Genomic DNA, 23498 nt, shown 5'->3' with positions numbered 1-23498 from the left:
AATGAATAGCATTCAGTGAATGTCGCGCAGCTTGAAGTGTTTGAATGAAGATTTTTGAATGCTCGGGTAATATTTAGTGCGTATTATCTATCGTCGGTTTGGTCAATAATTGCTGCTGATCATGGTATTTCAACTGTTAGAAAGCAGCCCTTCGTCGTGGAGGGCATGCCAGTGCATGAGTGGCGTGGAAGTCCTCTTGGACTTTCCAGGTCAGTCTGCGTGAGATCTGGCGCACGATCTGGCGTAGCAGGTGGTCGCCACTGGACTGAACTAGGCCGTTGGGGAGCATGGTGATCACTTTGGGGAGTGCAATCCAGACGGTGAGATCAAGAGACCAGTTCACCCATGTTTGATCATGCTTCAAGTCGTTTATGGGCTGGTCAATCAGGCTCAGATTGGCCTGAAAATCAACGTCGTACAACTTCGCCAGAGCTGGATCGTGATCTGGAAGAGCAACAGTTTCAATCGCGTAACTCCTTTCTTGGCGCGGCAGCAGTCGTAGGCCGATGGTCGGCTCCACTTCGAAGCCGAAATTCCCAAAGCGTCCAAGGGTCAGCGCGTAAGCCTGGGGATCGAGAGTTTCGACCTCCATGGGCGACGCACACCTGCGGAACCAACCCTGGTGTTGATCCAGATATGTCGCAATCGTGTCGGGATCCGCCCGCATTTCCATGCGGTCACTGAAGTGGCTGCGATAGCAACGCACCTGTGGGTCCACGTCTTCCTGGTGACGTAGGGCTTCGTCGGATGGTCTCGACAAGAGCAGGACGGACGAGCCCCGATCGGGGGTATTGCTGTGATAAATCAATTTAAAGCTTCGCGGCGATCAATCTGCGTCGCTGATGGCGATCATGCGTTGGATCACGTGCTCTACAACCCGATCAGGGGTTGAAGCTCCAGACGTGATGCCAACCGTGATCGGCCCACTCGGTAAAAAGTCGGTGTCACGGGTTAAGTCTTCGCCGAGTGGTTTGTGCTCGATGCTGTTGTCCTCGCTGATGCGCTCCGGTGTGTCGATGTGGAACGAACGGATTCCACGACTGATGGCAATTTCCTGAAGGTGGGTGGTGTTGGAGGAGTTGTACCCGCCGATCACGACCATCAGATCAAGGGGTTCGTCGACGAGGGAGAACATCGCGTCTTGTCTCTCTTGGGTTGCGTCGCAGATGGTGTTGAAGGCCAGAAAGTGTTCGTTCAGTTGGATAGGACCGAACTTGGTCAGCATCGTGCGTTCGAACAGCCTGCCGATTTCCTCTGTTTCGCTTTTCAGCATGGTGGTTTGGTTGGCGACACCGACACGCTGCAGGTCTCGGTCCGGGTCGAAGCCAGGGGAACAGGCATTGGCAAAACGGGCCATGAAGCTGTCTCGATCACCGTTCCCGAGGATGTAATCAGCGACGAACTGAGCTTCCTCCAGATCCAGAAGCACGAGATATGTCCCGGCAAAGGAGCTGGTGGCGAGAGTCTCTTCGTGTTTCACCTTCCCGTGAATAATCGAGGTGAACACATGCTTCTTGTGCTTTTCCACGGTGTTCCAAACCTTGGACACCCAGGGACATGTGGTGTCAACGATGTGGCAGCCACGATCATTGAGCAATTGCATTTCCTGCACGGTGGCCCCGAAAGCAGGAAGAATCACCACATCGCCATATTCCACACCAGAGAAGTCCTTCACTCCCTGGTCGACAGGGATGAAATGGACATTCATCTTGCGGAGATGATCATTTACCGAAGGGTTGTGGATGATTTCATTCGTGATCCACAGCCGTTCACTCGGATAGTGCTTGCGCGTCTCGTACGCCATGGCAACGGCGCGCTCAACTCCCCAGCAGAAACCAAAGGCCTCGGCCAATCGAACGTTCAGCCGTCCGTGGCTGAGTTGATAGCCATTTTCACGGATGGATCCGATCAGGCTGCTCTGGTAGGCCTGTTCCAGGCTTCCAGCCACCTCTTCAGCGCGCCCGAAGCCACGTCGGTTGTAGCGGTCGGAATTATGAAGAGAGCGCTTGAAGGCGTGGGTATCCATGGCAGTGACTCTATGGGCTGTGGGTGGGAGCTGTCTTTTGCTGATGCCCGTACTGACCAAACCAAGAAAAAACCCCGGTCCCTGTGGACCGGGGTACAGAGTCCTTCAGGCGGACTTCAGTTGCCAGCAGAGGCGAAATCGGGATACGCCTCCATACCGTGTTCACCGATATCGAGGCCATTGATTTCCTCTTCTTCGGTCACGCGGATGCCGCCGAACAGTGCGCCAATCACGCTCCAGGCAATCCAGCAGGTCACCAGAGCCCAGATGGCATAAGCACCTGCACCGAGTGCCTGGATGCCCAGTTGTGAGAAACCGCCGCCATTGAAAAGGCCGATTCCCACAGTGAAGTCTTCCGGAGACATGCCTTTGATACCCCAGAGTCCGACCACAACGGTGCCCCAGACACCACAAACGCCGTGGACTGAAAATGCACCAACTGGATCGTCAATTCCTGCTGCATCAAGAGCTGCAACGGAAAACACCACGATGATGCCGCCGATCAGACCGGCCACCCAGGAGCCGACCATGGTCATGTTGCCGCAACCAGCGGTGATGCTCACCAAGCCGGCAAGGATGCCGTTGATGATCATGGTGAGGTCAGGCTTGCCCGATGTCAGGGTTGAGATCACGGTTGCCCCGATTGCTCCCCCTGCAGCAGCCAATGTTGTGGTGACTGCCACATAGGCAACGTACTGATCCATCGCCAACTCGGATCCTGGGTTGAATCCATACCAGCCAATCCAGAGGATGAGAGCTCCGAGTGTGGCAATGGCCATGTTGTGACCAGGCATCGCCTGGGTTTTGCCGTTCACGTACTTGCCGATACGGGGTCCGAGCAACATCGCTCCGACCACGCCTGCCCAGGCGCCAACGGAGTGAACGATCGAAGAGCCTGCGAAATCAATGAAGCCCAGCTCAGACAGCCAGCCTCCGTTCCACTGCCATGAGCCAGAGATCGGATAGATGACCGCTGTGAGAACCAGCGCAAAAATCACGAACTCACCAAATTTGACCCGTTCAGCGACCAAACCGGAAACGATCGTCGCCGCAGTTCCGGCAAAGGCAGCCTGGAACAGGAAATCAACTGTCGGGACAAGACCATCTGAGGCAATGATCTCGGGAGTGACAGTTGGGTCAAAAAACAAGCTGTTGAAGTAAAGCCATCCGGCTGCAACTGGATCTCCGTACATCAATGAATAACCGCAGAACCAGTAAGCGGTTACCGCAAGTGCGAAGACAAAGAGATTTTTGGCGAGGATATTGACGGCATTTTTTTGACGACACATGCCTGCTTCGACCATTGCGAAGCCAGCATTCATGAAGATCACGAGAATGGTCGCGACCAGAAGCCAGAGATTGTTGGCAAGAAACTGAGCGCTGAGTGCTGGCATCTCGGCGGCGCGTGCCGAAAGGTTGAAGATGCCAAGCCCAAATAAGGCCAAGGGCACGCAGCCCAGCCAAAGCATTGAGCGATTGGATTTGAAGCCCCGAATGCTCTGAAGGAGAAGCATTGGGCCTTCGATCAGGCTTGCCTCTTGGAGGCGCGCTTTGCGCCGCCGCGATGGCGGATGCAGAGCAGTTGTCATAGAAAGAAAGCGAAACTGCAGTTCAGACAGTCTTGATAGAGACCATCAGACTTCGCCAAATTGCTCAATAGTGAACACTTCCCGAGTCGCCGTTGCTACCGAATCGCTGATTGGCTGGCCTGGACAGGGCGCTGGCCCTCCCACAGGATTCGATCGATTTCGAAGCTGAAGGCACAGGGCAAGACTTCAACACCTGCATTGGATGCCTCACGGAACAGCTCGCCGTAGCGCGGATCAGCGCTGTCCCCCGGGGCAAAACACGACACATCGGGGCGGCTCAGGCAGGGCACCAGCACCCCACGTGCATCAGGCAGTACAGCCATCAGCTCCTGCAGGTGTTTCTGTCCCCGTTCGGTGACTGTGTCGGGGAACAGAGCCAGCGCACCATCACACCAGGTGGTGTTTTTCACCTCCAGGTAGATCGGTCTTGGATCATGGGACTCCTCTTCGGGAGTGAGCAGCAGATCGATACGACTGCGGCGGTTCTCGCCGTAGGGCACTTCAGCGCGGATCCCCGCGATCGGCCCAAGGGCGTTGCGCAGGCAACCGGCCTCAATGGCGGCTCTGATCAGCCGATTGGGGAGAGCCGTATTGATTCCGACCCAACAGGAGGTCCCATCAGCGCTTGGTACTTCCGCCTGTTCCCAGGTCCAGGCCAGTTTGCGCTTGGGGGAAGGGGCGTATCTCATCCTTACCCGACCTCCAGGGTGGAGCACGCCGGTCATCGGTCCGGTGTTGGCACAGTGCGCCGTCACCACTGACCCGTCCTTGAGTTCCACATCGGCGAGAAAGCGCTTGTATCGCTTGATCAGCACTCCTTCCGTTAAAGGAGTGAACTCAAGCAGAGGGGTGCCGGTCATGGAGGCGGGCTGACTGGCGCCATGGTGCCTGGCGATGGTCCGAAGATCTCTTTTATTGACGGCATGGTTCAGCAGGCATCGATGGGGAGATCTCTCAAGCGCATCGCTCTGGTGGTCACCTATGGCACCTTGCTCAGCAAAGCTGGAGGGCTGATCCGTCAGCTGGTGATCGCTGCGGCGTTCGGAGTTGGTGCGGCTTATGACGCCTACAACTACGCCTACATCCTTCCCGGTTTTCTGCTGATTCTTCTGGGAGGGATCAACGGCCCTTTCCACAGCGCCATGGTCAGTGTGCTCAGCCGCCGGCCGCGTGAGGAAGGGGCCCATATCCTGGCCACCCTCAACACCACCGTGAGTGCCTTGCTGCTCATGGTCACTGCGGTGTTGGTGCTCGCTGCCGATCCACTGATCACGCTTGTGGGTCCTGGATTGCCCTCGGATCTCCATCAGATTGCCGTGGCGCAGTTGCAGGTGATGGCTCCAATGGCACTGCTGGCAGGTCTGATCGGACTTGGCTTCGGGTCGCTGAATGCCGCCGATGAGTTCTGGATCCCCGCCATCTCACCGCTGATGTCGAGCGTGGCTCTCGTTCTTGGTGTGGGCTTGCTGTGGTGGCAGCTCGGGGCCGAGATCGCCCTGCCTGTGAATGCCCTCTGGGGTGGCGTGGTCCTGGCACTCTCCACACTGGTCGGGGCTTTGCTGCAGTGGTTGCTGCAGCTGCCTGCCCTAGCCCGTCAGGGAATGGCGAGCCTGCGTCTGTCCTGGGACTGGAGTCATCCCGGCGTGCGCGAGGTCTGGCGGGTGATGGGACCCGCCACGTTGTCTTCGGGAATGCTGCAGATCAATGTGTTCACCGACATGTTTTTTGCTTCAGGCATCCTTGGTGCGGCAGCAGGCCTGAGCTACTCGAATCTGTTGGTTCAGACCCCATTGGGCCTGATCTCCAATGCTTTGTTGGTGCCATTGCTGCCCACGTTCTCCAGACTCACAGCTGCCGAAGATCGGCTGCCGCTGATCGCCAGGATCCGGCAGGGACTGATGCTGTCGACCGCTTCGATGCTGCCGCTTGGTGCCTTGTTTCTGGCTCTGTCGACGCCCATCGTCGCCCTTGTCTATGAACGTGGCGCGTTTGATCAGCAGGCAGTGCAGCTGGTGACCGGTCTGCTGATGGCTTACGGGATCGGCATGCCGGCTTATCTCGGCCGGGATGTGCTGGTTCGTGTTTTTTATGCACTTGGCGATGGAACAACCCCTTTCCGCCTCTCCATGGCGGGGATCGGCCTCAATGTGCTTTTTGACTGGTCGCTTGTGGGTGGCCCTTCCCCTTGGGGGCCTCAGTTCCCGATCAATCTCGGGGCTCCTGGGTTGGTTCTGGCCACTGTTCTGATCAATCTGCTCACCTGTCTTGCATTGCTCTTGGCGCTGCAGAAGCGACTGGGTGGATTGCCGCTGCGTGAGTGGGGGCTCGACGCACTCAAGCTCATCCTTGCGGCAGTGGCCGCAGGACTGGCGGCCTGGGCGCTCAGCCTTGGCTTTGCCTGGCCCGAGAACTTCGTTGGCCGACTGTTCCAGGTGGGTCTTTCCGGTGCGTTGGGATTGCTGCTGTTTGTGCTGTGCGCTCAGGCCTTGTCTGTCCCTGAGGTAAGCGAGATCAGCCGTGGGATTGCCAGCCGTTTTAGGCGTCGTTGAGACGTACCTCTCGCTCTTCACGAACCTGGATGGGGAGCTCGATGTGCTGGCGTCCCACCAACTGAGGGCCTTGCACGGACAGAATCCTTGCCTCGATTCCGAACTCCCGGAAAGCAGTGTCGATCTCCTGAATCAGAGCCTTTTCTACTTGTGCTTCCGGATCGACCACTTTGCCGATTAGGCGCTCACCCAGGCGACCGATGCGCTGACGCACCACGTCGCGGGCATTGGTGACCTCGATGATGAGCACGCTCACTCCCTGAAGGTCAGCAACCTTATCGGCAGTGGTCCTCGAGAATCTGCTCTAGCTCGGAAAGTTGCGAGGACGGCAACAAGCGGGCCAACGGCAGTCGGCTGCTTCCAGCACCGATGGGAACTTGCACGGCCTCAAGTGCGCGTCGAGCGCAGACGGCTGGACCCTGGTCAAGCAGAGCACTGCATTCAATCGCCAGAGTCTCCGCTAAGCCAGCATCTCCGAGGTAGAGATGCCAGCCAGCAATCTGTAGATAGAGCCGTTCACTCAGGGCTGCAGAGAGGTCTTTCAGGTCAGCTGCATCCAGGGTCATGGCGAGAAGGTGTCTTGAACCATCGTGCCGTCAGGATTCACGGCTGTCCGCATCCGCAGGAGGACGTTGCTTGACCACTACAGCTAGGTGGATCAACAGGGCGACAAACCAGATTTCAGTGAAGAGATCCAGGTGATTCCAGGGATGTCGCATGGACTGCACAAACCACAGACCGCTGCTGAGTGCGACGAAAGCCCCCGCATGCAGCGTGAAATTCACAATCCGGCTGTAGTGCCTGTACAAGGGATCTGTGTTGTCACCGGTGCCGTACCAGCGGATGGGCATTGGGAAGTGTCGTTGCAGTGCAACGATTCTGGCGCGCGGATGTGCCGCAGTTGACGAACGGCACCTTCGTGGGGTCAGATGGTGTGACGCAAGCGCTTGTAGCTCAGCGGATTAGAGCATCTGACTACGGATCAGAGGGTCGGGAGTTCGAATCTCTCCAGGCGCGTTTGTGAAACTGCCTCAGGGCAGTTTTTTTTTGCTCACGTCCTGTCATGTCACGTCACTGCAGGGCTCGTTGCTTACGATTTGGGCAAAGCAATATTGCGACGCATGGCGGATTTCGCTTCGGCCCCGATCAATGCATCTCTGGCATCGTCCGACCCGGCCATTGCCGGTCTGATTGATCAGGAGCAGAAGCGTCAGGAGACTCATCTCGAGCTGATTGCCTCCGAGAACTTCGCGTCGAGGGCGGTGATGGAAGCTCAGGGCTCCGTGCTCACCAACAAGTACGCCGAAGGGTTGCCGAGCAAGCGCTACTACGGCGGTTGTGAGCATGTTGATGCGGTCGAAGAGCTTGCGATCGAGCGTGCCAAGCAGTTGTTCGGTGCAGCCTGGGCCAACGTTCAGCCTCACAGTGGTGCACAGGCGAACTTTGCTGTGTTTCTGGCACTGCTCCAGCCCGGCGACACGATCATGGGTCTCGACCTCTCTCATGGGGGCCATCTCACCCATGGTTCTCCGGTCAACGTCAGCGGTAAGTGGTTCAACGTCGTTCAGTACGGCGTGGACAAGCAAACCCAGCGCCTTGATATGGAGGCGATCCGCGCGTTGGCTCTTGAGAAGAAGCCAAAACTGATTGTGTGTGGGTATTCCGCTTATCCCCGCATCATCGATTTCGCTGCCTTTCGTGCGATCGCCGACGAGGTGGGCGCATATCTGCTGGCAGATATGGCCCATATCGCCGGGCTTGTAGCAGCGGGTGTTCATCCCAGCCCTGTTCCCCATTGCGATGTTGTGACGACGACCACGCACAAAACATTGCGCGGCCCCCGTGGCGGCTTAATTCTTTGCCGTGATGCTGAGTTCGCTAAGAAATTCGATAAAGCCGTGTTCCCCGGCACTCAGGGCGGCCCTTTAGAGCATGTGATCGCTGCGAAGGCAGTCGCCTTTGGAGAGGCTCTGTTGCCCTCGTTTAAGTTGTATAGCCAGCAGGTGGTCGCCAATGCTGCCGCTCTGGCGGAGCGCTTGATCGAGCGCGGCATTGATGTGGTGAGCGGTGGCACCGAGAACCATGTGGTTCTTCTTGATCTAAGGGGAATCGGCATGACCGGAAAGGTCGCGGATCTGCTCGTGAGTGATGTCCACATCACCGCCAACAAGAACACAGTTCCCTTTGACCCTGAATCCCCCTTCGTGACCAGCGGCCTGCGCCTGGGTACTGCAGCTCTCACCACACGGGGCTTTGATGTCGCGGCCTTCCGTGAAGTGGCGGATGTGATCGCTGATCGACTGCTCAATCCTGAGGACGATGCCATTCAGGCTCGTTGTCTCCAGACGGTTGCCAGCCTTTGCAGCCGTTTTCCCCTTTACGCCGCCGCCGCGGAGCCGGCGCTTGCCTGACTGGACTAAGGAGCACTGGATCCTTCATAGAGGTCTGCCTAGGATCCTGATGTTTCGGCCTCATCCTGGTCGCCACCTCCGGAGTTTTGTTTGACTCTCGCGAGTACTCCCCTCGCCTTTGCTGTCGGGATCTTCGTCACGTCGACGTTGATCACAACAGCAATTGCGCCATTGGTGAGGCGGCTCGGACTCAGGCACGGTTTCACTGATACTCCCGACGCTCGGAAACAGCACAGTGTTCCGATGGTGCGTCTCGGCGGCATTGCCATGGTGCTGGGGTTCTGTTTGGCGCTTGGTTTCACCTGGTTGTTCGGGGGGTTCGGGATGTTGCCCCCGGCTCGCGACCAGCTCATCTGGACAACCTTGGCTGGATCACTGTGCTTTTTCGTGATCGGCCTGGCGGATGACCTCTTTTCTCTTTCTCCCTGGCCGAGATTGGCCGGCCAAGTGGCTGTGGCTGTGGTGGTCTGGTCGCAGGGTGTTCAGATCGGTGCGATTGACCTTCCCTGGCTCTCCAGCAGTGCCGAAGCCGTCATCCTTCCGGATGTGATCAGTCTTTTAGCCACGGTGATCTGGCTGGTTGGCATCACCAATGCGATCAACTGGTTGGATGGCCTCGATGGACTCGCGGCCGGTGTCGCCGGCATTGCTGCGATCGGCCTGGTGTCCGTCAGCTTTTCTCTGCATCAGGTGGCCGCGGCTTTCCTGGCTGCAGCACTGGCTGGGTGCTGTTTCGGATTCCTGCGACACAATTTCAATCCGGCCCGGATTTTCATGGGCGACGGTGGTTCCTATTTCCTGGGATTCAGCCTCGCGGCAATCAGCATCGTCGGTCCCGCCAAAGGAGTGACCACGGTCAGCTTGCTCCTGCCTCTGCTGATTCTCTCCCTGCCTTTGGCGGATATGTCTGCGGTGATCATGGGCCGCCTGCGCTCAGGTCGTTCACCCTTTTATCCCGATCGTCGCCATCTCCATCACCGGTTACTGCGCGCGGGTTTCAGTCACCGCCGCACCGTTCTGCTGATCTATGTGTTCACGCAGTGGTTGGCCTCCATCGCCATGGTGGTGGCCAATGTGGAAATGCGGTTTCTCTGGCTGGGATTGGCCACGGCAATTCTCGTGGGAACCGTGATGGTGATGCAGCGACATCGCCAGAGCGACCTTTTCCTCGAGGCGACAGATCAAGAGCCTCAGGAAGAATGCGCCCAGTCGTGCTGCTCGGATTCCCGTGGCTGATGCCTCCCCGCCTTCCGGGGTGGAGATTCTCTGCATTGGTACTGAGCTCCTGCTCGGCAACATCGTCAACGGCAATGCACGCTGGCTGGCTGAGCAACTGGCAGCTCTTGGATTGCCGCACTTCCGTCAGACGGTGGTGGGTGACAACCGTGATCGCTTGATCGCTGAAGTGCAGGCCATCTCGCGTCGTTCGCGGGTGTTGATCACCACTGGAGGATTGGGCCCAACGCCCGACGATTTGACGACGGAAGCAATTGCAGCAGCGTTTTCCACACCGTTGGACGAGCGTCCCGAGGTCTGGGACGACATCACAACCAAAGCGCGCAGTCGCGGGCGTACTCCTGGAGCCGAGACGCGCCGGCAGGCTCTGCTGCCGTGCGGTGCGGATGTGCTGCCCAATATCACTGGAACGGCTCCAGGAATGATCTGGTCCCCGATTGAGGGATTCACAGTGCTCACCTTCCCTGGGGTCCCCAGTGAGATGAGGAGCATGTGGCAGGCCACGGCAGTGCCCTGGTTTCAACGCTCGGGGCTGTCAAAAGGTTTGTTCAACAGTCGATTACTGCGTTTCTGGGGCATTGGTGAATCCACCCTGGCTGAACAGCTTCACGATCTGCTGGATCAGAGCAACCCCACGGTGGCGCCCTATGCGGGTCGTGGTGAGGTCAAACTGAGGGTCACCGCTCACGCCACTTCGGAAGCAGAGTCGCTTCGGCTGCTGGATGCCACCGAAGCTGAACTGCGTCAGCGCACCGGCTCGCTCTGTTTTGGTTGTGATGATCAGTCGCTGGCGTCGGTTGTTCTTGAACATCTGCGCAAACAGCAACAAACCCTCTCGGTTGCGGAATCCTGTACCGGCGGTGGTTTGGGGGCCGAACTCACGGCGATCCCAGGATCCTCTGACGTTCTTCTGGGTGGTGTGATCGCTTACTCGAATGCCCTGAAACAACGTCTTCTTGGCGTATCAGCTGAGCTGCTTGAGCAGTTCGGGGCGGTCAGTGATCCTGTGGCTCAAGCCATGGCTGAGGGTGTACGACGCGTCACGGAAAGCGACTGGTCGATGGCGGTGACGGGCATTGCCGGCCCTGGAGGTGGTTCGGCGGAGAAGCCGGTTGGCTTGGTCTACATCGCCGTTGCCGGTCCCGATGGTTGTTTCAGTCAGCCCATCCGTCTCGGTGAAACGCGCGGACGAGACTGGGTCCAGACCGTAAGCGTTGGAGAGGCTCTCAATCGATTGCGGTTGCGTCTGATGGAGGCTGTGTAATGGATGTCGGCGATTAGTGTTGGCTGTTGACGGCTGACATCAGATGAGCAGCGGAACCCTCTACGACAAGGTCTGGGATCTGCATTGCGTCGCGGATCTTCCCGGAGGTGCCACGCAGTTGTTCATTGGCCTCCATCTGATTCATGAGGTCACGAGTCCTCAGGCCTTCGCGGCCTTAGATGACAAGGGTCTTCCCGTTCGCTGCCCAGAACGCACAGTTGCCACTGTCGATCACATCGTTCCCACCATCAGTCAGGAGCGACCGTTTTCTGATCCTCTGGCCGAGGAGATGCTCAGCACCCTCGAGCGCAATTGCGCGCGTCACGGCATCACACTCAACGGACTGGGAAGTGGTCGGCAGGGAATTGTGCATGTGATTGCACCTGAACTGGGCCTCACCCAGCCAGGAATGACCGTTGCTTGCGGTGATTCCCATACCTCCACGCATGGAGCATTCGGGGCGATTGCCTTCGGTATTGGAACGAGCCAAGTGCGTGATGTGCTCGCCAGTCAGAGCTTGGCCATGAGCAAGTTGAAGGTCCGTCGGATCTGGGTAGAGAACCGACTCACTGATGGCGTCTTCGCCAAGGATCTGATCCTCCATGTGATTCGCACTCTGGGGGTGAAGGCCGGCGTCGGTTACGCCTATGAATTCGCAGGGCCTGCGATTGAGGCTCTCTCCATGGAGGAGCGGATGACCCTCTGCAACATGGCGATTGAGGGAGGTGCACGCTGCGGGTATGTCAATCCTGATCAGATCACTTTTGATTACCTGAAGGGTCGCGCTGAGGCTCCAGCAGCAGACGTTTGGGACCGTGCTGTTGCCTGGTGGAGTTCACTCGCGTCGAACGATGATGCGACCTTCGATGATGAAATTCGCTTCGATGCGGCTGCCATCGCGCCCACGGTGACCTGGGGGATCACACCAGGACAGGGCATTGGTGTTGATGAACGCGTTCCTGTCTCTGAGCAGCTTGATCCGGCCGACCGCCCGATTGCTGAAGAGGCCTATCGCTACATGGACTTGGCTCCCGGACAGCCGATTGAAGGAGTGCCTGTTGATGTCTGTTTCATTGGCAGTTGCACCAACGGTCGTCTCAGTGATCTTCAGGCCGCAGCTGCTGTGGCTCGCGGTCGGCACGTCGCTGAAGGAATCAAGGCCTTTGTTGTGCCTGGCTCAGAACAGGTGGCTCGTGCCGCGATCAAGGAAGGCCTCGATCAGGTGTTTCGCGAGGCAGGTTTTGAGTGGCGTGAGCCGGGATGTTCTATGTGTCTGGCCATGAACCCTGACCGTCTTGAGGGCAGCCAGATCAGTGCGAGTTCAAGCAATCGCAACTTCAAGGGTCGGCAGGGCTCCGCCAGTGGCCGGACTCTGTTGATGAGTCCCGCGATGGTGGCCGCTGCTGCCATCGCGGGTCGAGTGAGCGATGTGCGCCAGCTGAGCTGAGCGTGAATCGCATTCAGTTCCATTCCACCGCTGACCTTTCTCCCCACGCTGATTGATCTGTGATGACTGAGACCATCGCCTTCCCTCAAGGCCCAATCGGCCATGTGTCGGGCCGAGGCCTTGTGCTTAGGGGTGATGACATCGATACCGACCGGATCATTCCAGCCCGCTTTCTTAAGTGTGTGAGCTTTGAAGCTCTTGGGGAACAGGCTTTTGCCGATGACCGCAAGGAACTGGCCGGTGAACACCCGTTTGACCAGGCGGTGCATCAAGGGGCTTCGATTCTGGTTGTTAACGACAATTTTGGCTGTGGTTCAAGTCGTGAACATGCACCGCAGGCACTGATGCGCTGGGGGATACGTGCTGTTCTGGGTGTGAGTTATGCCGAAATTTTTCAAGGCAATTGCCTCGCTTTGGGCATTCCCTGTGCCACGGCCACTCCTGATCAAATCTGCGCTCTTCAGGATGCGGTAGCAGCGGACCCCACTGCTGAATGGACGCTCGACCTTCAGGCCCTCACGTTCAGTGATGGATCAACGTCGCAGACCATTTCTTTGGCTTCAGGTTCTCTGGACATGCTTCGCACAGGCCAGTGGGATGCCACGGGGCAGCTGGTGTCAAGAGATGCGGAGCTCACCCGCACGATGGCGGCACTCCCCTATCTGCATGGTTTTTGAGATCGCTGAGACCTGGTGATCAAGGGTCCACGGCAGACAGGGACCAGATTGTCTAAGACTGAGAAAGAGGCACTGCAGCCATGAACCAGTTCCGATCTGTTCAGCTCACCGCTGCCCTTCTGGTCAGCACACTGATTCCTGTTGCTGTGACGAAGGCTGAACCTGTTCAGCCATTGCTCGTGCAGCCTCATGGATCTGCCAGGGAGCGATTGCTGACCAGCGGTGCCTGTTCAGGCTGTGACTTGCGATCGGCTCGTTTGCAGGGAGCCCATTTGATCGGCGCTGACCTTCGTGATGCCGACCTCCGAAACGCCGATTTGCGTGAAGCCAACCTTGAAGGGGCAGACCTAAGTGGTGCCCGTCTCGATGGCGCTGACCTGCAAGGCGCGCAACTTAGTAATGCTGATCTCTCCAGAACCGACCTGCGTCGTGCTGATCTGCGCGGAGCTGTGGTGATTAATGCGTATGCGCCAGATGTGCGCACCGATGGCATGCGGTTTGCAGGTGCAGACCTCACCGGTAGCCATCTGATTTATGGGGGTGGTCCGAACTAAAGCGGGTTCTGTTTAGAACGGTCGCCTTTCCAGCTCGTTGGGCAGATTGCGTGGTGTGTAGGGGATGAACGGTCGCCCTGTTCCTGTGAAGTTGAAGTCATTGAGGCGGAAGCGGAAACCTCCTATGCCTTCATAAGGGTTGAAGTAGAAACCAAGGTCATAACTGCGACGCTGCCAGCGCAGCTCGATATTCGAGTTGATCACATTGCCGTAAAACTTGGAGGCTGGATCCACATTCAGTCCAACCCCTGCATTGAGAAGCAGAGGTCCGGCAATCTGTTGGGTGAGTCCGACGCCCAGAGTTGCGAGATCAACCGACTGATCGAATTCAAACGGGCTGGCTCCCTGTTTCAGGGTGCCGCCACCGGCGACGGATATCTGGGTGTAGTCAAGAAAAGGCTTGCTGAACGTGCCCAGAGTGAGCGTTGGTCCTCCAGTAATGCTGACAGTGCTCTGGCTTTTGCCGTCACCAAAAGCGGCAATGGTTGTGTTCATATTCGTGCGAAAAGTCAGGCCCGGCACGATGGCGACTGGCGAGTACCGGTAGGCCGCTTCCGGTGTTAATTCTGCCGGATCTCCGCGCCAAAGTGGATAACTACTGTTCATCGACCCGTAGAAATTGGCGCGAGTAGTGTCGATGAGGTTGGTGTTGGTGAAGCTCTCCGCTTGGTAGTTACCAAGGCCAAAGCGCCAGATGTAATCGTTTGAAAGCTTGCCCCATCCCCAGACGCCCTTCTTCTCCACGAATGCGCCGTAGGCGCTGTAAACATCGGTTTCACCAAGTGAGCCGTTCCAGGCGCGGAACCGATAGGCGCCGAAGAGACGGGTCTCCACCTCGCCAAGCACTGGCAGCGTGATGAAGTGATTTACATCGCCAGAGAAACGGCTGCCGTTGATGAAATTGTTTGGGTTGAATGTGCTGATATCGGCATCCGCCTCCACGTTCAAGCCCATCACACTGCCTCTGAGTTCGGCTTCTAGGCCGAACAGATCACCGATGGCATTGCTTTGTGTGACCTGTAAGCTGTCTATGGATTCGCTTGGTGCAACGTAGCTGTTGTTGCTGCCGTCAATCGCCCGCTGGAGCAGGAACTGAGGTTGCAGATCGAGTGTGATGTTGTCCGAGAGTTTGATGGACTTGAGCTCGCGTCCCACGAAGAAACCGCTGCGGTCTTCGTTATCGATGCCAAGCACCCAGCGGTTAACAACTTCCTCTTGTTTTTGAATTCTTTGTGTTCTGGAAACTGGGATTGATAGACGTTCCTCGACGATCAGGCGGTTGCGCTGGCTCTTGATCAGGATGTCTCCGTTGTCTTGTTCTGTGGCTACAACATCCTCTGCATCGATGCGGGTCTGAGCAGGCGTGAAGGGGTCATTGGTGAAGCTCATTCGGTCGGCAGTCCAGCCCTCAGGGGTGAAGCTCACCTGGGCTGCCTGGATTCGCCAACGGCTGATTTCGCCGGTGATGAATTTTGTCTTCCCGCGAGTGTTGAGCTGAGAAGGTTTCACTCCGCCGTATCGGTTAGCGGAAAGCACTTCGCTATTGCGGACGTTGTCAGCGACACCTCTGCTTTGTTCAATCACTAACCGCTGCTGCAGCTGAATACTGCTGATCCGTTGATCGATGGCTGCGATGGCTGCGCTGCGACGTTGCTCCTGTTCGGCTGGAGAAAGGCTCGATTCATCGGACTGCGCCGAAGCCTCTGTGACATCTGCAGCAGCAGAGTTTGCATCTGAATCACGTACAGGATTACCCAGTGTGATGTCTTCGAGTTGTTCGCTCAGGCTTTGTGATCCAGTTCGAGCTGCGCGGTCGGAATCCTGGCAACCCAACGGAGGTGGCGCTTCAGGACTGACTGGCTCAGGTTGATCCTGTCCCCAGCGGTAGCGAAGTCCAATCAGGTAGGCGTTGCTCCCTTCCTTCACGCCGCTGTACGTCCCGAAGGCACCAGAGCGGTGGTGAATGCGCCCCACCATGGACAACTCAGGAGACACCGCCGCTTCCAGTTCAAAAGCGAGGTAATTGAGCAGGTTCGCGTAATTCTCGCGGTAGGTGCGCTCGTAATTACTGACTGCCGAGTTGTAGCTGATGCCTTCGACGAAGCCAAGGCTGAGCCATGGTTGAACCCATAGGCGGGCACCTAAGCCGAGGATGCCTTCGCCGAACGTCTGGGCTGGGGTGTTCGCGTTGGGAACGGTCTGATTGAACGGGCCACCCTGCTGTTTGTAGGCCTTGTGGGCGAACAGATCGGCTTCGAGTTCCAGTTGCAGCGGCCCTGCTCGCCAGATGCGCTTTTGCATGCTGACGCCAAGCAGATACTCAGGGCGCATGCGTCCGTTAAATAGGAAGGTGTCTCCGAAGTTGGAATCAATCATCTGTCCGCCCCAGGCGGTCACGGCCCATGAGTGCGGATGCCAGTCGGGAATTTCTGGGATTGCCGGCGGGCAAGCCATGCCTTCTCCAGCCTTGCTCTCTGCTGGGTTGGTGTCTTGAACCAGCCATGCATCGCTTGGCAGTGGCTGCTCCTGATCCCAGAAGCCGGCACCATCACCTTGCGGGCTGATCCGATTCGCTGTGAACGCGTCAAGCTCGATGTCAATGGCAGTCGGGAATCCGAGCCCAGTGCTCTCGACAACTGGCAGCAACCTGTTTGGGTTTGGATTCTGTGTATCGACTTGGCCTGATGGCGATGCGTTGGGAGTCGGGGCTGATGGGTTGTTTGATAGTGGGTTGAAATCAACGGCAGCAGAATCGAGATCGAGAACGCCGTAGACGTCCTCCATCGATCCGCTGCCCTGGATCAAGCTGAATCGCAGGCTGCTGGCCTGGAAATACTGTTCGCCCTTGCGGTAACGAACACTGCCGCGAGCAAACAGGCTGTTGAACGTCGTGTCGAACTCCAGGCGATCCGCTTGCAACACCCCGCCATTGATCACAGCACTCACGTTGCCTTCGACGATCAACAGTTGACGCCTGGCGTCGTAGGTCTGGCGCTCGGCCCGCAGGCGTAATTCAGGTGGAGGCTGAACGACTGCCTCTTGTTCCGCAACCTCCCCGGGTTCATCCTCGATTGTTAAGACCTCACGATCGCCATTGTTGTCCGAAGGCGATTCCAGGCGCGTGGGAGGAATGACTCCGAACTCGATCAGGTCTTCGAAACCTTCTGACCGTGCTGGGCCTCCGAGAACTGCAGCCATAGCCAGCAGACCCGTGATCGTGATGGGAGATCGGGAAGCTGGCAAATCCGCTTAGGAGTGGCCGCCGATCCTCACATGAGCAAGATCAGCCTGAGTCCTGAAATGACCAGTGTTCGTCGTGACCCCTGAACGTCGTTCGCTCAGATCACCTCTGCACTCAATCTTCCAGGTCCTTGCGACTCGGGGTGCGGCTGGGGTCACTCGCCAGAAAACCAAAGACGAAGATCCCGATAAAAAAGAAGACGACCGAGTAAACGGAGATCTTGAGGGCGAGCATGGAGACCGACCGGCGTCTGGGATAGAGCCATCATCTTATGGGTCAAGGTTGTGAATTCACGATGCAGCCCCCTCTACAGCCCCGGCGATTGGCGTGGATTGAAACGTTTCGAAGTCGCAGCCGCCTCGATCTGCTCTCTTTTTGGCATCGATGCGGTGATTTCCACAGGCAATCCGTCCTTGAAGAGCCTTGGGGAGCGCAGCATCGACCTGACTGGGCGAAGCGTGGACTGTTGATCTGGCCAAGAGGGGGCGTCTGGTTGCGAATTGAGCAGACCATCACCTGGCCAAAGCACTGGCAGCAGTGCGAAGACAGCCTTGAAAGGCTTGTTCTCAGTTGGTGGGCAGACCAGGTGCGTCTCTGGGTGGATGGGGTTCTCGTGCATGAAGGGGACCTGTTCGACACCCGTTGCCGCTGGAAGCTGCCGGTTCACTGGAATGAGGGAGCGGGCCTGAGGTTGCTGCTGGAGCTGCGCAGTCCTTGTCATGACGATGGTGCACTGATCACCAGTGATCTGGTCCGGGAGCCCGCAGTGCCCTCTGTTGATCCGCAGGCATGTCTGCTTCCTCAGGCTCTTGATCTCACAGGCATCAAGGCAGAGACGCTGCCTGAGTCGTGGCTTCATTGCGATCCGCTATCCACTGAGGCGGTGGTTCAGGTTGATCAACACCTTGCAGGGCTGGCTCATGCCGCTGGTGGATTGCACTGGGTTGGGCATGCTCATCTGGATCTGGCCTGGTTGTGGCCTGTTGCTGACACCTGGCAGGCGGCGGAACGCACCTTCCACTCCGCTTTGGACTTGATGGAGCTCTTCCCGGAGCTGCATTTCGCCCACTCAACCCCAGCTCTTTATGAGTGGATGGAGCGCCACCGCCCTGCATTGTTTGTACGCATTCAGCAGGCCAGTCGTCTGGGTCGTTGGGAGCCCATCAACGGTCCCTGGGTTGAAACCGACTGTGTGCTTGTGAGCACGGCCTCACTTTGGCGGCAATTTTCATTGGGTCAGGAGTCCAGTCAGAGATTGTTTCCGGAGTGGTCTCACGATTTGGCCTGGTTGCCGGACAGTTTCGGGTTTGGGTCCGGGCTGCCTGCCGTTGCCCACGCCACTGGCGTTCGCTGGTTCTGCACACACAAGTTGGCGTGGAATGCCACCAATGTTTTTCCGCACCGTCTGTTTCGCTGGCGCGGCCGCGGCGGCACGGAGCTGCTGGCGTTGATGTTGCCAGGCATCGGCACAGATGCCGATCCAATGGCCATGCATCAAGAACAGCAGCGCTTTCAGGTCAACACGGGAGTCGACCAGGCCCTGTGGTTGCCCGGGGTTGGTGATCACGGCGGTGGGCCGACCAGGGAAATGCTGGAAGAGATGCAGCTCTGGCAAGACCATCCACAGGCCGCCCCACGTCGCGCTGGGACGGTGCGTGACTACCTGAAGCAGCTTGAGCCGCTCAGGTCAGCGTTACCCGTCTGGAAGGACGAGCTGTACCTGGAACTGCATCGGGGTTGTGCCACTTCTCGCCCAGATCAGAAACGACACAACCGCACCCTGGAGCGGTTGCTGCGGGAGGCTGATCTGGTGGAGGCCCTTGGAGCAAAACCCACGCAGCGGAGTGACTGGCAGGTACTGCTGTTCCAACAGTTCCACGACATTCTTCCTGGAACCTCGATTCCTGAAGTGTTTGATCAGGCTGAGCCCCAGTGGCGAGCTGCCCGCCGATGTGTGGCAGTGCTGAGGACTGCAGGTCTTCATCAATTGCTCAGTCGTGTGTCGCCCGCGGACTCAGCGCCTGATAAGGCTTGTCAACGCTGGGCATGGTGCGGGCTGCAGCCACTGCAGCGCTGGTCTCCACTGGTGCGGCTGCCTCGCGGTCGGTGGTCATGTGAGGGCAACAACCTGCCAACACAAGTTGCTCCAGGTGGGGATCTGTGGGTGCAGTTGCCGGAGGCTCAGGGGGTGATGGCACTGCCTCTGGAGTGTCATCCAGATGCACCAGCCGTTGCTTCAGCATCTGTGATGGCTGCTCCTGTTGTGCGGAATTCGGTTCGGGTTCAGCGCATCGCCGAGCAGAGCTGGCGCCTATGCAACGGTCTGCTCACGCTTGAGCTGGACCGCAGGGGACTGACCCGCCTGCAGGACGAGCAGGGTGTTGATCAGCTCTCGGAACCAGTGCAGTTCCGGCGCTATCGCGACCGGGGTGAGTTCTGGGATGCCTGGGATCTGGCTGTGGATTATCCGCAGCACCCACTGCCGATGGCTGCTGATTGGCAGCTGGAGTTGGTGGAGCAGGGCCCGCTGGTGGCCAGGGTCGTGATGCGCAGCTCGATCGAGAGCAGTGCGCTGCGCATCGACGTGCTGCTGCGAGCCGACAGCCCTGCCGTTGAATTGCAAATGACGATCGACTGGCGTCAGATCCATGAACTGCTTCGCGTGGTCTGTCCCCTTGCCAGGTCAGCGGTGCGTTGGGCTGCGGACACCAGCGGCGGTGTGATCGAACGACCCGCTGTTGCCTTGACGGCCAGCGAGCATGCTCGCTGGGAGGTTCCTGTGATTTCCTGGTTGGCCAGTGAGGAAGCTGGCCCTGGTGGTGGGCTTGGCGTCTTGCTTGACGGCCCTCAGGGGGTTGATGCCGGCCCGCATCATCTGGGAATCTCATTACTACGTGGGCCGACTTGGCCTGATCCATCAGCGGATCAGCGACTACATCGTCACCGCCTGGCACTGATGCCTGTTTCAAGCGGTTGGTATCGCGATGGTCTTGCGCAGGCGGCGATTCGCTTTCGTGAACCGGGTTGGTTGGGACCGATCAAATCCTGTCGTCGCTGGTATGGATTCCCTGCTCTGCCTCAGCAGCTGGTACCGGTCTCGATCCGACCGGATCAATCCGCTGATGCGGTTCAACATGCCGTTCTAGTTCAGCTGTTGAACCCAGGGAGCGCAAGGGTGACCTGGTCGCCTGGCGATCAGGGCTGGTTGATTCAGGATGGACAACAGTCCACAACAATTAACCCAGGTGCGTTGCAAGAGCTGCGCTTAGTCCCTCAGTCGTCGTGATCGTCGAAGGGATCGTCCAGACGCTTCGAGGGTGGTCCGAAGGCTGTGTAAACGCCAAAACCGGTCAGTCCAAGCAGGGCTGTTAACACCGCGATCGACACCGACAGCGCCGGGGAAGAGCTTTCCATCACATCTCTCGACAGGATCGGCCCTGATCAGGGCCGGGACCCCTACAGTATCGGGACTGAACTTCACCCGAGACCTCAGGGCCGCTATGGCACAACGCACTCGTTTGGGCGATCTGCTCCGTCCCCTCAACTCCGAGTACGGCAAGGTTGTCCCCGGCTGGGGAACCACCCCTGTTATGGGCATCTTCATGGTGCTGTTTCTGGTTTTCCTGCTGGTGATCCTTCAGCTCTATAACCAGTCTCTGATCCTTGAAGGAATCAACGTGAACTGGAACGGCGGCGCCTGATTCGGCACGCTCATCACTTTCCATGAATATCTTCGGCATCGGACTTCCTGAGATGGCCGTCATCGGAGCCGTTGCGCTCTTGGTGTTCGGACCGAAGCGTTTGCCAGAATTTGGCCGGACGCTCGGCAAAACGCTGAAAGGATTTCAGACAGCCTCCAAAGAATTCGAACGCGAAATCAGCAAAGCGATGGCTGATCCTGAGGAACTTCCACCCTCCTCGTCTTCAGACCCAGCCCCGTCTCCCAAGGCTTCTGAGGATTGATCGGTGATCGAGCGTGGTGACCTCCGTCTGGTGGTCGGTCTGGGCAACCCCGGTGAAAAATATGCCTCGACACGGCACAACGTGGGATTCATGGCTCTTGAGTTGCTCACATCTCGTGAGGGTGGGCGTTTTAAGCCGATGTCAAAGCTTCAGGGTGATCTCGCTGATATCGGCTCCGGTAGCGCTCGACTCAGGCTGCTGATGCCACAGACCTACATGAATGACAGTGGTCGTTCGATCCGTGCAGCGCTGGATTGGTTTGATCTTGGGATTCATCAGCTGATCGTGCTCGTCGATGACATGGACTTGCCGCTCGGACGGTTGCGCCTGCGTGCGCGAGGTGGTGCCGGTGGACATAACGGCTTGAAAAGCACCATTCAGCATCTCGGCACCCAGGAGTTCGCTCGCCTTCGCATCGGCATTGGTGCTCCTGGTCGCAATCCTGAGGAACGGCGTGCCCGCACGGTGTCCCATGTGCTTGGTCAGTTCAACCGGTCTGAGGAACCTCTGCTCCAAGACGTACTGAGGGAAGTGTTGTCCGGCCTCGATCACATTCAGCGACAAGGCATGGATCGGGCTGGGAACGCCATCAATGCTGTGAATCTGGTGCCTGATCTTGATGGCGATCCGGCCTGATGGCACGCCTGCCTGTCACGACGGCTCATCTTCGGGTGCACCACCACAGCTTCCGAGACAAGTGTCTGCAAGGAGAGGTTCAGGCGGGTGGCTTCACCTGGACCTTCCACTGGTTGTTTGATCGGGGGGAGTTGAGTGTGGAGCCCTCCCTGGGCAGAGCCTTGATCCACGACGCCTTGCTTCGCTTTCTTGTGAAATCCGACTACAGGTTGGAAGCCGGTGGTGACTACAGCTTCACTGTGCGGGCCCGTTTCTGAGTGGGGCGGGACCAGGCCAAAGGATCTTGCGGCCGAGCTCCGATTCAAGAATCACCAGGGCTGCAACGGCATCCAGTTCGCTGGGGGGCAGCAGCAGGCCTCGGGGCATCAATCGCCGCCATCCTGTTGGGGGCCATAGCTGCCAGTAGCGCTTGCGTGCCTGAAGTGTGGTGCCGCGCTCATCCACCACTCTGACGGGAAGATCTTCAGGAAGCTGGTGTCTCAAGCTGTTGCTGGCTGTGCCATTCCCCAGCATCAAGCATTCAATCGGTGCGTCCTGCCTCCAGCACTGGAGGGTGTCCAGCACCGATTCGGTTGCCACAACGTGCCCTTCGATAACGCAGTCTCTGGTGCAATCGACAAGGACCAGGCCGCACTTGTTGCGCCCTGGGTCAACCGAGACGATCCGGTTCATGGACTCTCTTCCTCAAGCGTGGATGTTGGGCGCAGTGGGCGGCTTGGACGCAGCTCGATGGCAATGGGATCAGCGGTTTCACTACGCCGCACCGCAATTGCCTCGAGATCAACCCGTCCACCGCTGCGCTTGGTCAGCTCCCGAGCGAGCCTGTTGACGGCGTTGGTATCAAATTGAAGGCCTTGACTCAGGGACCCTCTTCGTCGCACCTCCGACAGAGTCGACGCCAGCAGAAGGTTGATGAGGTTTCGCACCGCTTCTGGATTCGTGTCCTGGCTGGCAAGAGTGGTTTTGGCCAGAACTTCTCCCTCAATGGTGATGGCCACATTGGGACGTACATCCGGGAAGGCGTACACCACGCTCTCACCGCGCAACACATTGGCCGCTGAGCGCAGTAGCACCACCCAGGTGCCAGGCTTTCGGATGGCTTGTTCCAGCCTTTCAATGTCCTGGCGGGGTACGAGGATGATCTGACGATCAGGAGCCTGTTCGGGCAGAACCTTCTGAAAAGCCTGCAGATTGGCTTCCCGCAGCACCTGGTCAATCACTTGCCGGGCTTGATCAGGACGATCCAGCTTGAGCGTGACAGTGGCCAGCGGCTGGCCACTGCTGATGGCCACATCTCCACGTCGCAGCGCTATCAGGTTCTTCTCCAATTGCTGGAGCTCCGCTTCGCCTGAGCTGATGCGTTGACGCACTGCTCGAAGTTCATCATCCGTGCGTTGGATTTCCGCATCGCGGTTGCGCACGTCCTGGCTGAGTCTCTGCCGTTCTGCCTCAAGTCGGCGTGTCTGCTCCTGAAGGGGTTGAAGTGTGCTGCGCAGCTCCCCGGCTCGTGCCTGCGCATCCGCCAGGATCTTTCTGGCTTTGATTTCATCGGCCCGAGCCTCTTCGAGTTGCTGCCGTGCCTTGCGCTGAGCCTTGCGGCTTCCCTTCAGGTCTGAGCGGCTGCTGCGCAGGCGGGCTTCGAGGTCATTGAGTTCAAACAGACCAACGCGCAGCTGGCGGCTCACCAGCAGCATCAGCCCAAGCGACAAGGCACTAATCAGGCTCCCCGTGAGCACAGTGATCACCACCGCGGTTTGACGTGGGCGAAGACCGAAAAGGCTCAGCCGGGCTTTGCCGACCCTCGAACCCAGTCGGTCACCAAGAGTGGAGAGCACGCCCCCGAGGATCAGCAGGGAAAGCAGCAGCAGCCAGCCGGTCACGATGCGTCAAACATGCGGCAGGCCG

At 58.1% G+C, this 23498-nt stretch carries 24 protein-coding genes and 1 tRNA gene; 13 read left to right on the top strand and 12 right to left on the bottom strand.

All coding sequences use genetic code 11. The features are described 5' to 3' along the window. Positions 1–136 precede the first annotated feature (136 nt). The 4 genes from DXY37_RS12215 to sfsA all read right to left on the bottom strand — a co-directional run bounded on the left by DXY37_RS12215 (position 137) and on the right by sfsA (position 4475). Positions 137–760 (bottom strand): DUF1997 domain-containing protein, encoded by a 624-nt coding sequence (locus DXY37_RS12215; protein ID WP_244277134.1) that lies wholly within the window; start codon positions 758–760, stop codon positions 137–139. Positions 761–826: 66 nt separating this feature from the next. Then, complete coding sequence (locus DXY37_RS12210; RefSeq protein WP_115126924.1) at positions 827–2026, bottom strand: 4-hydroxy-3-methylbut-2-enyl diphosphate reductase; 1200 nt, start codon at positions 2024–2026, stop codon at positions 827–829. Positions 2027–2142: 116 nt separating this feature from the next. Next, a complete protein-coding gene (locus DXY37_RS12205; protein ID WP_115126923.1) occupies positions 2143–3615 on the bottom strand; it encodes an ammonium transporter in 1473 nt (490 codons plus the stop codon). A 95-nt stretch (positions 3616–3710) separates the two neighbouring features. Beyond that, positions 3711–4475, bottom strand: coding sequence for a DNA/RNA nuclease SfsA (sfsA, locus tag DXY37_RS12200; protein ID WP_115126922.1), 765 nt, complete (start codon positions 4473–4475; stop codon positions 3711–3713). A gap of 81 nt (positions 4476–4556) precedes the next feature. Here sfsA and murJ point away from each other — a divergent pair, with 81 nt between their 5' ends. Beyond that, a complete protein-coding gene (gene murJ, locus DXY37_RS12195; RefSeq protein ID WP_115127033.1) occupies positions 4557–6164 on the top strand; it encodes a murein biosynthesis integral membrane protein MurJ in 1608 nt (535 codons plus the stop codon). Here the strand turns inward: murJ and DXY37_RS12190 are convergent. From DXY37_RS12190 to DXY37_RS12180, 3 genes are read right to left on the bottom strand one after another with little or no spacing between them, the layout of a single operon-like run. Continuing rightward, positions 6151–6414: a cytochrome-c oxidase gene (locus tag DXY37_RS12190; RefSeq protein WP_115127034.1), complete on the bottom strand. Its 264-nt coding sequence runs from the start codon at positions 6412–6414 to the stop codon at positions 6151–6153. The two genes, murJ and DXY37_RS12190, sit on opposite strands and share 14 nt — an antisense overlap. Positions 6415–6439: 25 nt before the next feature. Continuing rightward, entirely contained in the window at positions 6440–6730 is a 291-nt protein-coding gene (locus tag DXY37_RS12185; RefSeq protein ID WP_067098460.1) for a DUF3181 family protein, read from the bottom strand. Between the two features lie 30 nt (positions 6731–6760). After that, on the bottom strand, positions 6761–7015 hold the full coding sequence (locus DXY37_RS12180) for a hypothetical protein (RefSeq protein WP_115126921.1): 255 nt from the start codon (positions 7013–7015) through the stop codon (positions 6761–6763). A 92-nt stretch (positions 7016–7107) separates the two neighbouring features. Between DXY37_RS12180 and DXY37_RS12175 the strand changes: the two genes are divergently transcribed. From DXY37_RS12175 to DXY37_RS12145, 7 genes are all read left to right on the top strand, one after another. Further along, a tRNA-Arg gene (locus tag DXY37_RS12175) sits at positions 7108–7181 on the top strand. A gap of 104 nt (positions 7182–7285) precedes the next feature. Then, positions 7286–8575, top strand: a complete 1290-nt coding sequence (gene glyA, locus DXY37_RS12170; protein ID WP_115126920.1) for a serine hydroxymethyltransferase — start codon at positions 7286–7288, stop codon at positions 8573–8575. A gap of 90 nt (positions 8576–8665) precedes the next feature. Continuing rightward, the gene (locus DXY37_RS12165) at positions 8666–9811 is read left to right on the top strand and encodes an MraY family glycosyltransferase (protein ID WP_115126919.1); all 1146 of its coding nucleotides are present in this window, start codon (positions 8666–8668) and stop codon (positions 9809–9811) included. Continuing rightward, positions 9804–11075, top strand: coding sequence for a competence/damage-inducible protein A (locus tag DXY37_RS12160; RefSeq protein WP_115126918.1), 1272 nt, complete (start codon positions 9804–9806; stop codon positions 11073–11075). Before DXY37_RS12165 ends, DXY37_RS12160 begins: the two co-directional genes overlap by 8 nt. Before the next feature lie 43 nt (positions 11076–11118). Beyond that, the gene (leuC, locus tag DXY37_RS12155; protein WP_115126917.1) at positions 11119–12522 is read left to right on the top strand and encodes a 3-isopropylmalate dehydratase large subunit; all 1404 of its coding nucleotides are present in this window, start codon (positions 11119–11121) and stop codon (positions 12520–12522) included. A 62-nt stretch (positions 12523–12584) separates the two neighbouring features. Continuing rightward, complete coding sequence (locus DXY37_RS12150) at positions 12585–13199, top strand: 3-isopropylmalate dehydratase small subunit 2 (protein WP_115126916.1); 615 nt, start codon at positions 12585–12587, stop codon at positions 13197–13199. A gap of 80 nt (positions 13200–13279) precedes the next feature. After that, positions 13280–13753, top strand: coding sequence for a pentapeptide repeat-containing protein (locus DXY37_RS12145; RefSeq protein WP_115126915.1), 474 nt, complete (start codon positions 13280–13282; stop codon positions 13751–13753). A 12-nt stretch (positions 13754–13765) separates the two neighbouring features. Here DXY37_RS12145 and DXY37_RS12140 read toward each other — a convergent pair whose 3' ends face one another. Continuing rightward, positions 13766–16996 (bottom strand): DUF3769 domain-containing protein, encoded by a 3231-nt coding sequence (locus tag DXY37_RS12140; RefSeq protein ID WP_244277132.1) that lies wholly within the window; start codon positions 16994–16996, stop codon positions 13766–13768. 112 nt (positions 16997–17108) lie between these two features. Beyond that, positions 17109–17228 carry a photosystem II reaction center protein I gene (locus DXY37_RS12135; RefSeq protein ID WP_006172424.1) on the bottom strand — a complete coding sequence of 40 codons (120 nt, stop codon included), beginning with the start codon at positions 17226–17228 and terminating at the stop codon, positions 17109–17111. A gap of 61 nt (positions 17229–17289) precedes the next feature. On the opposite strand from DXY37_RS12135, the gene DXY37_RS12130 reads away from it, so the two are divergent. After that, positions 17290–20280, top strand: a complete 2991-nt coding sequence (locus tag DXY37_RS12130) for an alpha-mannosidase (protein ID WP_115127031.1) — start codon at positions 17290–17292, stop codon at positions 20278–20280. On the opposite strand, the gene psbN is transcribed toward DXY37_RS12130, so the two are convergent. Further along, positions 20268–20408 carry a photosystem II reaction center protein PsbN gene (gene psbN / locus DXY37_RS12125; protein WP_115126914.1) on the bottom strand — a complete coding sequence of 47 codons (141 nt, stop codon included), beginning with the start codon at positions 20406–20408 and terminating at the stop codon, positions 20268–20270. The two genes, DXY37_RS12130 and psbN, sit on opposite strands and share 13 nt — an antisense overlap. A gap of 86 nt (positions 20409–20494) precedes the next feature. Between psbN and psbH the strand changes: the two genes are divergently transcribed. From psbH to DXY37_RS12105, 4 genes are read left to right on the top strand one after another with little or no spacing between them, the layout of a single operon-like run. Beyond that, positions 20495–20695 (top strand): photosystem II reaction center phosphoprotein PsbH, encoded by a 201-nt coding sequence (psbH, locus tag DXY37_RS12120; protein ID WP_066904734.1) that lies wholly within the window; start codon positions 20495–20497, stop codon positions 20693–20695. A 22-nt stretch (positions 20696–20717) separates the two neighbouring features. Continuing rightward, positions 20718–20957, top strand: coding sequence for a TatA/E family twin arginine-targeting protein translocase (locus DXY37_RS12115; protein WP_115126913.1), 240 nt, complete (start codon positions 20718–20720; stop codon positions 20955–20957). A gap of 6 nt (positions 20958–20963) precedes the next feature. Continuing rightward, positions 20964–21593, top strand: coding sequence for an aminoacyl-tRNA hydrolase (gene pth, locus DXY37_RS12110; protein WP_115127030.1), 630 nt, complete (start codon positions 20964–20966; stop codon positions 21591–21593). Next, on the top strand, positions 21593–21850 hold the full coding sequence (locus tag DXY37_RS12105; protein ID WP_115126912.1) for a DUF3146 family protein: 258 nt from the start codon (positions 21593–21595) through the stop codon (positions 21848–21850). Before pth ends, DXY37_RS12105 begins: the two co-directional genes overlap by 1 nt. Here the strand turns inward: DXY37_RS12105 and DXY37_RS12100 are convergent. Next, positions 21828–22265 (bottom strand): resolvase, encoded by a 438-nt coding sequence (locus DXY37_RS12100; RefSeq protein WP_115126911.1) that lies wholly within the window; start codon positions 22263–22265, stop codon positions 21828–21830. The genes DXY37_RS12105 and DXY37_RS12100 overlap by 23 nt on opposite strands. Beyond that, the gene (locus DXY37_RS12095; protein ID WP_115126910.1) at positions 22262–23473 is read right to left on the bottom strand and encodes a DUF3084 domain-containing protein; all 1212 of its coding nucleotides are present in this window, start codon (positions 23471–23473) and stop codon (positions 22262–22264) included. The genes DXY37_RS12100 and DXY37_RS12095 overlap by 4 nt, the downstream gene beginning before the upstream one ends. Between the last annotated feature and the right edge of the window lie 25 nt (positions 23474–23498).

It is taken from the genome of Synechococcus sp. GEYO (assembly GCF_900473955.1).
Lineage (GTDB): Bacteria > Cyanobacteriota > Cyanobacteriia > PCC-6307 > Cyanobiaceae > Synechococcus_C.
This window is presented reverse-complemented; position numbering and strand designations above follow the sequence as displayed.

Coding starts and splice junctions, on each gene's coding strand:
- DXY37_RS12185 (WP_067098460.1), bottom strand. CDS start 6,730: ATGACCCTGGATGCAGCTGACCTGAAAGACCTCTCTGCAGCCCTGAGT.
- DXY37_RS12100 (WP_115126911.1), bottom strand. CDS start 22,265: ATGAACCGGATCGTCTCGGTTGACCCAGGGCGCAACAAGTGCGGCCTG.
- DXY37_RS12180 (WP_115126921.1), bottom strand. CDS start 7,015: ATGCCCATCCGCTGGTACGGCACCGGTGACAACACAGATCCCTTGTAC.
- DXY37_RS12210 (WP_115126924.1), bottom strand. CDS start 2,026: ATGGATACCCACGCCTTCAAGCGCTCTCTTCATAATTCCGACCGCTAC.
- DXY37_RS12130 (WP_115127031.1), top strand. CDS start 17,290: ATGCAGCCCCCTCTACAGCCCCGGCGATTGGCGTGGATTGAAACGTTT.
- murJ (WP_115127033.1), top strand. CDS start 4,557: ATGGGGAGATCTCTCAAGCGCATCGCTCTGGTGGTCACCTATGGCACC.
- glyA (WP_115126920.1), top strand. CDS start 7,286: ATGGCGGATTTCGCTTCGGCCCCGATCAATGCATCTCTGGCATCGTCC.
- DXY37_RS12135 (WP_006172424.1), bottom strand. CDS start 17,228: ATGCTCGCCCTCAAGATCTCCGTTTACTCGGTCGTCTTCTTTTTTATC.
- psbN (WP_115126914.1), bottom strand. CDS start 20,408: ATGGAAAGCTCTTCCCCGGCGCTGTCGGTGTCGATCGCGGTGTTAACA.
- DXY37_RS12150 (WP_115126916.1), top strand. CDS start 12,585: ATGACTGAGACCATCGCCTTCCCTCAAGGCCCAATCGGCCATGTGTCG.
- DXY37_RS12115 (WP_115126913.1), top strand. CDS start 20,718: ATGAATATCTTCGGCATCGGACTTCCTGAGATGGCCGTCATCGGAGCC.
- DXY37_RS12205 (WP_115126923.1), bottom strand. CDS start 3,615: ATGACAACTGCTCTGCATCCGCCATCGCGGCGGCGCAAAGCGCGCCTC.
- DXY37_RS12105 (WP_115126912.1), top strand. CDS start 21,593: ATGGCACGCCTGCCTGTCACGACGGCTCATCTTCGGGTGCACCACCAC.
- leuC (WP_115126917.1), top strand. CDS start 11,119: ATGAGCAGCGGAACCCTCTACGACAAGGTCTGGGATCTGCATTGCGTC.
- DXY37_RS12145 (WP_115126915.1), top strand. CDS start 13,280: ATGAACCAGTTCCGATCTGTTCAGCTCACCGCTGCCCTTCTGGTCAGC.
- sfsA (WP_115126922.1), bottom strand. CDS start 4,475: ATGACCGGCACCCCTCTGCTTGAGTTCACTCCTTTAACGGAAGGAGTG.
- psbH (WP_066904734.1), top strand. CDS start 20,495: ATGGCACAACGCACTCGTTTGGGCGATCTGCTCCGTCCCCTCAACTCC.